The organism is Pedobacter lusitanus (assembly GCF_040026395.1).
GTDB lineage: Bacteria > Bacteroidota > Bacteroidia > Sphingobacteriales > Sphingobacteriaceae > Pedobacter > Pedobacter lusitanus.
Genome location: NZ_CP157278.1, coordinates 2,517,051 through 2,529,066 on the forward strand (window position 1 = coordinate 2,517,051; position 12,016 = coordinate 2,529,066).

Sequence of the window (12,016 nt, forward strand, 5' to 3'; positions counted from 1 at the left end):
ATTATAAAACACAAACACATGCCCAACACTATCCCTCCGGTAACCGCAACCGATCCATCTTCTGCCTTTCAAAGATTACTAACCGTATTGGACACTTTGAGAACTGAGTGTCCATGGGACAGAAAACAAACGATGGAAACATTACGTCACCTGACGATAGAAGAAACCTATGAATTATCTGATGCAATCCTGGACGGTGATTTAACGGAGGTCAAAAAAGAATTGGGAGATGTTATGATGCACCTTGTTTTTTATGCAAAGATTGCCTCTGAAACCAACGATTTCACTATAATAGATGTACTCAACAGTGTTTGTGACAAACTGATTAACCGCCATCCCCATATTTATGGCGACGTAGAAGTACAGGATGAAAACGATGTCAAACGTAACTGGGAGCAAATTAAGCTGAAAGAAGGTAACAAATCTGTATTGGGTGGAGTTCCGGCTTCCTTACCGGCATTGGTAAAAGCAAGCAGGATCCAGGAAAAAGCCAGGGGAATTGGTTTTGACTGGGAAAATAAAACTCAGGTCTGGGAAAAAGTAGAAGAAGAATTACAGGAATTTAAAAATGAATACAATGTCATTGACAATGCAGCTATAGACATAGAAAAAGCAGAATCTGAATTCGGAGATCTTATTTTCTCTCTGGTCAACTATGCACGTTTCATTGGGATCAACCCCGAGAATGCTTTAGAAAGAACTAACAGGAAGTTCATTAAGCGTTTCCAGTATATCGAAGATAAAGCACAAGAAACCGGCAAGGCATTACAGGATATGACTTTGGCGGAAATGGATGTGTATTGGAACGAGGCTAAAAAACTGTAATCCGGAAACCGGAGTTAAAATTAAAACATAAAAAAACCTGCTTGTTTTTACGACCCTTCTAATAGAAGAACCTTAAAAACAAGCAGGTTTATATATTTTAAAGACCTAAGAATGTTTCTTTTTCATGGTCATTTTTGCTTTCTGACCAATTCCATAATTATAGTTCTTGGAATTACTTTCTTTTTTCTCATGAAAAGCACCACCACCAGCAGGCTCCTCAGTTTTAGTCTTCACCACGCGGTTTTTATCAAGCCCCTTAGTTCTGAGTACTTTTTCAATCATAATCTCTTCAGGAAGCTCCATTGGCTCTAATTTCTGACCAATTGCCTGCTCAATCTTTTTCACCTGAACAAGTTCCATATCTGTAGCAAAAGTGATCGCTATAACCTCTTCAGCCTGCGCTTTATTTTTAATGATCCGGCTTAAGAAAGTCTCTTTTTCTTCTGGCACATCAAAATGGAAGATAAACGGAATTCCATCTAAATTCAACGGACCTTCACCCTGATTGGCTACTACCAATACCCTTGCCTCAGGCGTTTCTTTGAAGTCTTCGAAATTATCAAAACCATTTTCATCAAAATGTAATGGTCTGAACATCGAGAATTCCATCTCTTTATTACTTGCGATACTTAAAGTCAGTTTCTGAGCTGTCAGTCTTGAATTTACGAAAACAACAACCTTATCAAACACCTCATCATCACGTAGTAAATGACGTAACAGATTGATTTTAGTTTTATAATTCGGCACTTGATAAAGCACCTGTGTAACGGTCTCAGTTTTAGTATTTCCAAAGTCCTCTACTTCAATTATAGTAGGGAAATTCAGAAACTGATCCGTCATTTTAGTTAACTTTTCATGAATAACTTCAGTAAATACCAGATGCTGACATTTACCCGCACTTCTTGCCAGTTCACAAACAGGCAATTGCATTCCCTGCTGCACGATAAGAGCAGCATCATCAACAATAAAAGTCTGCAGTTTACTTAAGTTCAAACCTAGTTTTAAATAGATTGCTCTTGCTCTGGTTGGCGTAGCAACAACGATATCAATACCCAAAACCAGTTCATTGATTTCAGCTTCCATACCACCCGTACCATAAAGACCAACAATATTAAGGTCTCTGTTTTTGCTCAGGGAAATAAACTGATCGATTACCGCAATTGCACGATCCTGATCAGCTACCAGAATTAACACTTTAGGTGCATCGTCTTTCGTATATTTCAGACGCATTAAAACGCCAAGAATATAGGCTGTTGTTTTACCAGCACCTTCCGGGGCTACAGCGATTATATCCTGCCCTCCAAGAATTCTGGACATAGTTTTCGCCTGAATTTCTTTAGGGGTTAAGTACCCTGCATCAGTCATTGCAGTGATCAGGGGCTTACTTAGTTTTAATTTATCTAACGACACAGTATTTCAGTTAAAATTGATATTCCGCCAAATTTACGGAAATAAGCACAATATCCGGTATAATCTGTACGAAACCATGATAAAACCAGCTTAAATTCCTATTGTATCAACATTTTGATACGCCTGAAGCTGATCCCGGACAGGGATTTCGTAGTTTTACCCGATTAATAAATTCCCTTTCATATGAAGAAATCATTACTAACCTTATTTTTATTTACCGCTTCGGTCGGCGCATTTGCACAGGATGCGGTAAATTACCAGCAGCCCCCAAAAGCAATAGCTGATTTGCTGCTTGCAAAACCTACACCAACGGTTAGCATAGATGGTAAAGCAGAATGGATGCTGTTAAGCACTAAAAACTCTTACCCTTCTGTTGAAGAGCTCGCTATGCCCGAATTCCGTATTGCAGGATTGCGTATTAACCCAAACAACTTTTCTCCCAGCAGACAGACTTTTATCAGCAACTTTACACTAAAAAATATCAGGACAGGAAAAACGGCAGTAATCGATGGCCTTCCTGCTCCATTATTTGCAGCTCATGCTACATGGAATCCTTCACAGAATAAAATCTCTTTTACGCAAACCAGCCAGAAAGGTGTTGACTTATATATCATAGATATTACCACACTAAAAGCAGTAAAAGTTAATAAACAGCCACTCAATGTAGTCCTTGGAAGCGGCATTACCTGGGTGGACGATGCTACCATACTATACAGAGTAGCTACAAAGCCTGCATCCTCAATTCCTGTTAAGCCCTTAATGCCAAAAGGGCCTACAGTACAACAAAGCATTGGGAAAGCAGCACCAAATCCTACTTATCAGGATCTGATCAAATCACCTTTTGATGAGCAGCTATTTGAATTCCTGGCTACCTCACAACTTGTACAGTACAAAAACGGAGTACAAACATCAATTGGTCAGCCTGCAATCTATACAACTATCAAGGTTTCTCCGGATAAAAAATATCTGCTGCAGGAAACAATCAGTAAGCCATTTTCTTATCTGGTTCCTTTTGAAGGGTTTCCTTCTGTTATAAAAATCACTGATCTATCCGGTAAACCGATTAAAGTTTTAGCCAACCTGCCATCTGCCGAAGGCAAACCATCAGGCTATGACAATACACAAAATATTCCGCGTGATTATGACTGGAGAGATGATGAAGCGGCAACAATCACCTGGGCTCAGCCATTAGACAGCGGTCTGATCAAAAAACAGGTACCTTTCCATGATGCAGTATATGCGCTGAACGCTCCCTTCACTGGCCAGGCTAAAGAATTATTCAAAACCCAGAACCGTTACCGCAATACAAAATGGGGAAACCAGACACTGGCCCTTGTTGAAGAAGGACAACGCAGTAAACAAACTATAAAAGTCAGCCGTTATAACCCTTCTGCAGGAACAATGGAGACACTTTATGAACTGAGCCAGAATGATAAATACAATAATCCCGGCAGTGCTGTCACCGGGAAAAATGTCTTTGGCCGCCAGGTAGTAGTCACCGTAGATAACGAAACCAAACTGTTAATGAATAATACAACCGGATCATCACCAAAAGGAGATCTTCCGTTTCTTGCCAAATTTGATCTGACTACTAAAAAGAATGAAATAGTATGGCGCAGTGCAGAAGGAACTTACGAATATATAGATGATGTTCTTGACGCTAAAAAATTAATTCTGCTGACCAGAAAAGAGTCACAAAAAGATGTACCAAACTATTTCATCAAAAACCTGGTACTCAGAATGGCTGATCGTCAGGTCACAGACTTCACCAATCCATATCCTGATATGGTTGGTGTGATCAAAGAGAAAATTTCCTATAAACGTGCAGACGGGATAGATCTTACAGGTGATTTATATCTGCCTAAAGGTTATGATAAAGCTAAAGACGGTCCTTTACCAACGTTAATCTGGGCATATCCCCGTGAATTTAACTCTGCGGCTGACGCTGCTCAAATCAGAGGTTCAAAAGATCGCTTTACTACGATTAGCTGGGGCTCTCCGATTTACTGGGTAACACAGGGCTATGCAGTGCTTGACAATGCAGAAATGCCGATTGTAGCTAAAGAAGGTAAAAAACCAAATGATACTTTTGTCGATCAGTTGAAATTAAATGCAGAAGCAGCTATCAATAAACTGGCTGACCTGGGCGTTGGTGACAGAAACAGAATGGCCGTTGGCGGACATAGCTACGGTGCATTCATGACAGCTAATTTACTGGCACATACTAATTTGTTTAAAGCTGGAATCGCGCGCAGCGGTGCTTATAACAGAACACTGACTCCTTTCGGATTTCAAAATGAAGATCGTACCTACTGGGAAGTTCCACAGTTATATTATGAAATGAGCCCATTCAGTTATGCCGACAAGATCAAAACTCCGCTTTTACTGATTCATGGAGATTCTGATGATAATCAGGGTACTTTCCCAATGAACAGTGAGCGCTTGTTTAATGCAATCAAAGGTTTTGGCGGTACAACCAGATTTGTCTTTCTGCCTTACGAAGCCCACGGTTACCGCGGTAAAGAAAACATTTTACATACCTTATGGGAGATGAATTCCTGGTTAGATAAATATGTGAAAAACGCAAAATAAGAACACCTGAAAAAAGAGCGATGCCGGATATCCGGCATCGCTCTTTTTTTATCAGATCTCTGGTAATTATTTAAATCTTATTGCCTTCAGCGGAGATATTCTGCTTACCAGTAAAGAAGGCAGAACCAATACCGTAAAACAAATGACAACGGTTGCCACATTAAGCAGTATAACATCAGTTAAATGTATTTCTACAGGTACATAAGACAAGTAATAAGAGCTTTGGTTAAGCTTAAAGAAGTGCGTATACTGTTGTATAAGCCCCAGTCCCAATCCAAGAATATTTCCCAGTACCAGACCTATTCCTACCAGATAGAGCGCATTATATAAAAAGATCTTGATTATACTGTAATCAGTCATCCCGAAAGCTTTCAGCATACCAATCATATTTGTTCTTTCCAGGATCATAATCAGTAATGCTGTGATCATATTAATCACCCCAACGATCATCATCAGAATCAGCAGTACCCTGGTATTCACATCCAGTAATGATAACCAGGTAAATATATTAGGGAAATACTCTCTTACAGATTCTGACTTCAGATTAATCTCCATGGTAGAATAAATCTTGTCTGAAGCAGGCCCAAGACGCGCAAAATCCTTCAGCTTAATTTCTATGCCGCCAATTTCATCAGCCTGCCAGTTATTTAAACGCCTGATGATATTGATATCTCCCAGAACAAAACTTTTATCAATTTCTTCAACCCCGACATTATAAATACCAACAATCTTAAAAGGACGTTTTCTGGGAGGATTCTGTACAAAGTACATAATAAAATTATCACCCGTTTTCAGTTTTAGTCTGTTTGCCGTAAAAGAAGAAATTAAAATTTCTCTTGTGGCTTTGGCGCTGTCAGCAAAATTGATAATCCTGCCACTGACCAGATGTTTACTGATATAATCCCAGTTAAAATTACGGTCTATGCCTTTAAAGTTAATCCCTTCCACCTCATCGTTTGCAGAAATAATAGCAGGTTTGGTTGCATAAGGCTGAAAGTAGGCTATATCTTTATTATTCTTAAGATCAGACAGGGTTTTTGAGTTTGGAACAAAAGGTGCGAGTTCAAAAGAATTATTCAAATCCAGTTTAAAAATTCTCACATCACCAACAAATCCCCTTACCTTTTCCTGTATCTCAGTTTTAAATCCTTTGATAATAGCAACAGAAAGCATCATCACCGCAAGGCTGAGCATTACACCTGCAATAGCAATACGAACAATCAGTTTAGAAAAGGTACGTTCTGATTTAATGGCAACACGCCTGGCTATAAAGTATTCTGTATTCAAAATTTTCGATAAACTTGTAACTTAGAGCCTGCTTAAACAGACGATTAGCAAAAATGGTTATTTGATTTTAAATTCAACCATAATAAGTAAAAAAAGGTCAATATGAAACTATCCTCCGCAATAATACTTCCCCTTTGCCTTGCTATCTTTAGCATACAGGCATGTGCTGCCGGCCCCGCAAAGACTGAAAGTGATAGTTCAGCCTTAAAAGCACCCCTTCAGCAAATCTCTGATCAGAAAATTCTGACCGGAGCAGCACAAACAGAAAAATATCTGCCGCTGCTTAAAGGAAAGCGTGTTGGAATGGTTGTTAATCCTACTTCAGTAATAGAAAATACAACGACAGTAGACAGCCTCTTAAAACGGGATATCAATATTGTTAAAATTTTTGGCCCCGAACACGGATTCAGAGGGAATGCCAGTGCAGGTATCAAAGTAAATGATGACATAGACCAGAAAACAGGAATTAAGGCCGTTTCACTCTATGGTAAACATGAGAGCCCCAGCCAGGCAGATTTAGCTGACATTGACATCATGGTCTTTGATATTCAGGATGTCGGAGTTCGTTTCTATACCTATATCAATACCCTGCAACATGTAATGGAAGCCTGTGCTGAGTTTAATAAAGAACTGATTATTCTGGACAGACCAAATCCCAACGGTTTTTATATTGACGGGCCTATCCTGGATTCCAGATTAGTATCAGGCATAGGATTAAAGCCCATTCCGATAGTCCACGGACTTACTGTCGGGGAATATGCTCAAATGCTCAATGGTGAAGGGTGGCTGAAAAACCAGTTAAAATGTAAAATCAAGATTATTAAAGTTGCTGGTTACAATCATGATATGTCTTACGATTTACCCGTAAAACCATCCCCGAATCTGAACACACAGCAATCTATTTTGCTTTACCCTACGCTATGTCTGTTTGAGGGAACTTATCTCAGCCAGGGGCGCGGAACACAGTTTCCTTTTACGGTCTTAGGTGCACCTGCACTGAAAGGAAAATACAGTTTCTCTTTTACCCCAAAAAGTATCAGAGGAATGGCAGAAACTCCTTTGCATCAGGACAAGACATGCTATGGTTTAGATCTGAGAAATTATAATATTTCAAACCTTAAAAAAGATAAAGTGTTAAATCTTAAATGGCTTATTGAATTGTATAATGCTTATCCGGATAAAGCTGATTTTTTCAATTTCAAACTAAGCAGGCAGATGAATAATTTCGATAAGCTTGCAGGAGTTTATAGTTTAAAAGAACAAATCATAGCTGGTAAATCTGAAAAAGAAATCAGAGCCAGCTGGGAACCCGGATTAAGTCAGTATAAAAAGATGCGCAGGAAGTACCTGCTCTACCCCTAAAAAACTGATTAAGATGAATATGGAAACTAAAAGAAAAAACGAGAAACCCAGTAGCAACTTTCAGGAACTGATCCCCGATGTTGATCAGGGAAATAAAGCAGTAAAAAAACCAGAGGACGAAGATTATACCAAAGACGAACCTCATTTTAAGAATCCTGCAAAAAAGAGAGAACGGGAAGAGCAGCCCGTTGAATCTGTAAAAAAAGCACCTGATAAAGGCGTCTGAATTTTTATACAGCCGAAGATCTTTCTTTTTCAAATAAATCCAATACGTCATTCCAGTTCATTACACGGGTATGGTGTAATTGGTTTATATTATGTGAGCTATTAAACATAATAGGCTTGCCTTTACAGAAATCCAGATTTTTGCAATGATCATCAATCAGATAATCTGTATCGATTATACTCTTATCACCACATAAAACGATATTTTTCCAACTGATAAACGGGAAATATTCATTTAGCCATTCCATTTTCTCTGTTAAACACTGTGGAAATTCTGTTGCGGCAGAAACGATGTAAACCTCATAATCCTCCATCAAAGCTTTTACAGCTTCAATTGCACCCGGCATTACAGGTATTGTTCTGAAAAACCCGGGGGTATACACATATTTTTTGATGGAAGTTTTATCCGGGAATCCTTCAGATTCCGGTACGCCCAATCGCTCTTCTCTGGAAATCCATACGCCATGTTCTTTTTTATACCAGGCCATAAACTGCGCTTCTATATCAGCAAGTACACCATCCATATCAATGGCTATTATTTTTCTGTCTCTATTCATATTTCGTAAATTATTGCAACAAATATAGCAATAAATTGCAATATATTGCAATAACACAAGAAGTTTAATTTGTATATTTGCAGCCAAGATGATTAAGGCAGAAAGATTACAACTGATTATTGAGCATATCCGTAAGGAAAGAAAAGTTCTTTTGGGAGATTTAAGCACGATGCTGGAAGTTTCTGAAGACACTGTGAGACGTGATATTAAAGAACTATCGGATCAGGGACTGTTAAAAGCGGTCCGTGGTGGTGCTATTTCCCGCTCCCCTATTCCACAGCATTTCCGCGAAAGAGAGCATTATGATGTATCCCACAAAGAAATCATTGCGCAAAAAGCAGTAAAACTGATTAAAAACGGACAGGTCGTACTGTTTGATTCAGGTACTTCAGTGCTGGCTATTGCAACCCATCTGCCCAGAGATCTGCAAATCACTGTAGTAACCAATAGTTTTCCTGTCGCTACAGTACTCGAAGATCATCCTTTCATAGAAGTTATTTTTTTAGGTGGCAGGCTAAATAAATCCTCGTTTTCCACTACTGGTTTTGAGGTGATACAAACCATCAGAAGTATACGTCCAGACATCTGTTTTCTTGGTATTTGCAGTATTGATCTGATTTCGGGAGTTACAGGAATCAGTTACGAAGATTGTCAGATCAAAAAAGCCATGGTTGAGACGTCCAAACAAGTTATTGCTATAGCGACATTTGAGAAACTGGATACTACCGAGTCTTATTATATCACCAGTACCAGTGATCTTGATATTATTATAACCGATACAGATCCCAATCATGAAAATCTTAAAAGCTACAGAGATTTGGGTATCCGAATGGAATAAAACACCGGTTAAGAATTATTTTTCTGTACCGCTTTCAAAAATTGCATCAGTACTTTTTCGTCATTTTCAGGTACCATATCTGGTTTCCCAACAGCTATTTTTTTCAAAAATTTTGTCAGCTGATCATTTTCAAAAGCTTCCAGCAACAGCGGATAAACATAAGAACTTCTACACACTGCAGGCGTATTGCCCAGTTTAACTGCCACACATTTTAGAACTTCGGTAATAATCTTTTTGTGAGGTCTTTCTTCCTCTACATTCGCAGTGCAAATAGCCAGTTGTCTTAAAGCCTCCAGTGTACCACCCCAGGTACGGAAGTCCTTAGCAGTAAAATCACTCCCGGTAATCTCCCTGATATAGTCATTGATCATTCCCGAATCAATACTTTTATGCGCAGTACCTTCGGTATAGTACTGGAATAAATCCTGTCCCGGAATTTCCATACACCTTTTGACCATTTTGGCCAGGTTCCTGTCATTCAGTGCCAATTGCTGTTTAACCCCTTTTTTACCTTTAAATTCCAGCTTCAGCACATTTCCATTTATCTGAGCATGTTTATTTTTCAGGGTAGATAAGCCATAACTCCCGTAAAGCTGTGCATAAGATTCATTTCCGACACGGATAAGTGTTTTTTGCATCAGCTGAATACAAATAGCCAGAACCTTCTGCTCATCATAAGCCGGCCGTTTTAAATCTCTTGCAATCCTCATTCTGGCTTTTGGCAGGGCCTTTCCAAATTCCAGTAACCTGTAATATTTAAGATCAGATCTTCTGGAAGTCCATTTGCTATGATAACGATACTGTTTGCGCTTTGCTGCATCTATTCCTGTTGCCTGTAAATAAGCATTCTTTTTAGCTGCAATCCATACATCTGTCCAGGCAGGAGGCAAAACCAGGGCTTTAATTCTTTCCAGCTGTTCCAGGTCCTTTACCCGCTGACCATTTATATCTTCATAATAAAAGTTCCCCGGTTTTCCCTTCCGGTAAATACCAGGTATACTGTCATTCACATAGATTAAACCAATTTCTTTAATTTCTTCAGGAGTCTGCATCATATAGATTAAACAAAATATGTGTTTCTTTGCTAAAGAAAGACAGGATGATCAGTTCATCACCGGATTCATTAACTACAATATTCAATAACGATTAAACCAACAAACACAGATGAAAATAGTTTTTATGGGTACGCCCGATTTCGCCGTTGCTTCTTTAAATGCTCTTGTTGAAGCTGGATTTGAAATCGCCGGAGTAGTCACCGCAGCAGACAAACCAGCAGGAAGAGGTCAGAAACTACAGGAAAGTGCTGTTAAAAAATATGCTGTAGAAAAAGGTTTAAAAGTATTGCAGCCTTTAAAATTAAAAGATCCGGAATTTCTTACAGCGTTAAAAGCACTGAATGCAGATTTACACGTTGTAGTTGCTTTCCGTATGCTTCCGGAAGTAGTCTGGAATATGCCCGCCAAAGGTACCATCAATTTACATGGCTCACTTTTACCTCAATATCGTGGTGCAGCACCAATCAATCATGCCATTATTAACGGGGAAACAGAAAGTGGGGTAACAACTTTCTTTCTGAAACATGAAATTGATACCGGAGATGTTATTTTTTCAGAAAAAGTAGCCATTGCAGAAGATGATACAGCAGGTGATCTTCATGACAATCTGATGCTTACCGGAGCTGGTTTACTGGTTAAAACCGTAAAAGCTATAGCAGCCGGTGACTACACTGAACAGCCACAGCTATTTTCAGCAGAGCTGAAGCATGCACCCAAAATCTTTAAAGAATTCTGTAAAGTGGACTGGAATAATTCTGTCAGATCAATTTATAACCTGATCAGAGGTCTTAGTCCTTACCCAACGGCATTTACAGAACTTAATGAAAAGACATTGAAAATTTTCAAAGCAACATACGAAGAAACAACTCCGGCAGTAAGTCCGGGTACATTTCTCACGGATGGTAAAACATTTTTAAAGTTTGCTGCCCCGGATGGTTTGATCTCTTTACTGGATATACAGTATGAAGGTAAAAAAAGAATGAAAGTTGATGAATTTTTAAGAGGAATGCGTTTATAGCTTAAAGCTATAACGCATTGAGTAAGGAACTTAAAGATTTAGTTACCTCATTGAAATATCGTTTTCTGCCATAGCCCATCACCCAGCGTATACCGGATGTGGCATTGGTAATAAAAACCTCATCAGCCTCATTTAAGACTTCAGGATTAATCTGTGCTTCAATTACAGGAATTTGATTAGATCTGGCTACTTTCATAACCACATTACGCATTACCCCGGCAACACATCCCTCAGAAAGCGCTGGGGTATAAACCTGTTTGTCATAAACCACAAACACATTCGAACTGATACTTTCACAAAGAAAACCGTGCTGATTTAAAATAAACGCTTCATCCAGGCGGTTCTGTTGTTTATACAAACCGGCCATGACGAAAAGTAAAGAGTTACTCGTTTTATAAGTAGACAATTTATTAACCGGTTTGGTTATTTCATCATAAACATTGATAATCAGCCCTTTTTTATTGAGCTCGTAACCTCCCGGAGCCAGTGTTCCGGACTCCAGGATATAACCTGATTTATTACTATCCGGTGTATAAAGACCTTCGCCATCCCGGTAAACCGAGAGACGAAACCTCACATTATCCTTCAGTTTATTTCTTTTACACAGTTCAGCAGTCTTCTGTTTCAGAAAATAATCATCGAACAAAATCCCGCCTTCCATTTTCAACGCACTCATTCCCGCCTGTAAACGATCAGCATGTAATTCAGCAAATTTCAGTTTGCCGCCAGACATCCGCATAGATTCAAATAGTCCGTCACCATACCTGAACCCTCTGTTCTGAGCCGTCAGAATGGTTTGGTCTGCTGCGATAAACTGATCGTTATGTAAAATATATTCCTGTTGCAT

The 12,016-nt window shown here is 39.1% G+C and carries 11 protein-coding genes; 6 read left to right on the forward strand and 5 right to left on the reverse strand.

The window, feature by feature from the left end:
• The first annotated feature begins 18 nt into the window (after positions 1–18).
• Positions 19–825 (forward strand): nucleoside triphosphate pyrophosphohydrolase, encoded by an 807-nt coding sequence (gene mazG / locus PL_RS10620; protein WP_041882947.1) that lies wholly within the window; start codon positions 19–21, stop codon positions 823–825.
• 105 nt (positions 826–930) lie between these two features.
• Here the strand turns inward: mazG and PL_RS10625 are convergent, their stop codons facing one another.
• Entirely contained in the window at positions 931–2,235 is a 1,305-nt protein-coding gene (locus tag PL_RS10625; protein WP_041882948.1) for a DEAD/DEAH box helicase, read from the reverse strand.
• A gap of 183 nt (positions 2,236–2,418) precedes the next feature.
• Here PL_RS10625 and PL_RS10630 point away from each other — a divergent pair, with 183 nt between their 5' ends.
• The gene (locus PL_RS10630; protein ID WP_348621659.1) at positions 2,419–4,827 is read left to right on the forward strand and encodes an alpha/beta hydrolase family protein; all 2,409 of its coding nucleotides are present in this window, start codon (positions 2,419–2,421) and stop codon (positions 4,825–4,827) included.
• A gap of 66 nt (positions 4,828–4,893) precedes the next feature.
• On the opposite strand, the gene PL_RS10635 is transcribed toward PL_RS10630, so the two are convergent.
• On the reverse strand, positions 4,894–6,114 hold the full coding sequence (locus PL_RS10635) for an ABC transporter permease (protein ID WP_041879960.1): 1,221 nt from the start codon (positions 6,112–6,114) through the stop codon (positions 4,894–4,896).
• Positions 6,115–6,216: 102 nt separating this feature from the next.
• On the opposite strand from PL_RS10635, the gene PL_RS10640 reads away from it, so the two are divergent.
• Together PL_RS10640 and PL_RS10645 are read left to right on the forward strand one after the other, a co-directional pair.
• Positions 6,217–7,476, forward strand: coding sequence for an exo-beta-N-acetylmuramidase NamZ family protein (locus PL_RS10640; protein WP_041879957.1), 1,260 nt, complete (start codon positions 6,217–6,219; stop codon positions 7,474–7,476).
• A gap of 19 nt (positions 7,477–7,495) precedes the next feature.
• A complete protein-coding gene (locus tag PL_RS10645) occupies positions 7,496–7,702 on the forward strand; it encodes a hypothetical protein (RefSeq protein ID WP_235324466.1) in 207 nt (68 codons plus the stop codon).
• 4 nt (positions 7,703–7,706) lie between these two features.
• Here the strand turns inward: PL_RS10645 and PL_RS10650 are convergent, their stop codons facing one another.
• Positions 7,707–8,258, reverse strand: coding sequence for a 5' nucleotidase, NT5C type (locus PL_RS10650; protein ID WP_041879954.1), 552 nt, complete (start codon positions 8,256–8,258; stop codon positions 7,707–7,709).
• Positions 8,259–8,346: 88 nt separating this feature from the next.
• Between PL_RS10650 and PL_RS10655 the strand changes: the two genes are divergently transcribed.
• Positions 8,347–9,096 carry a DeoR/GlpR family DNA-binding transcription regulator gene (locus tag PL_RS10655; protein WP_041879951.1) on the forward strand — a complete coding sequence of 250 codons (750 nt, stop codon included), beginning with the start codon at positions 8,347–8,349 and terminating at the stop codon, positions 9,094–9,096.
• An 8-nt stretch (positions 9,097–9,104) separates the two neighbouring features.
• On the opposite strand, the gene PL_RS10660 is transcribed toward PL_RS10655, so the two are convergent.
• Positions 9,105–10,151 (reverse strand): DNA topoisomerase IB, encoded by a 1,047-nt coding sequence (locus PL_RS10660; protein WP_041879947.1) that lies wholly within the window; start codon positions 10,149–10,151, stop codon positions 9,105–9,107.
• Between the two features lie 109 nt (positions 10,152–10,260).
• Between PL_RS10660 and fmt the strand changes: the two genes are divergently transcribed.
• Positions 10,261–11,169, forward strand: a complete 909-nt coding sequence (fmt, locus tag PL_RS10665; RefSeq protein ID WP_041879940.1) for a methionyl-tRNA formyltransferase — start codon at positions 10,261–10,263, stop codon at positions 11,167–11,169.
• Between the two features lie 7 nt (positions 11,170–11,176).
• Here the strand turns inward: fmt and PL_RS10670 are convergent, their stop codons facing one another.
• The gene (locus PL_RS10670; RefSeq protein WP_041879939.1) at positions 11,177–12,016 is read right to left on the reverse strand and encodes an aminotransferase class IV; all 840 of its coding nucleotides are present in this window, start codon (positions 12,014–12,016) and stop codon (positions 11,177–11,179) included.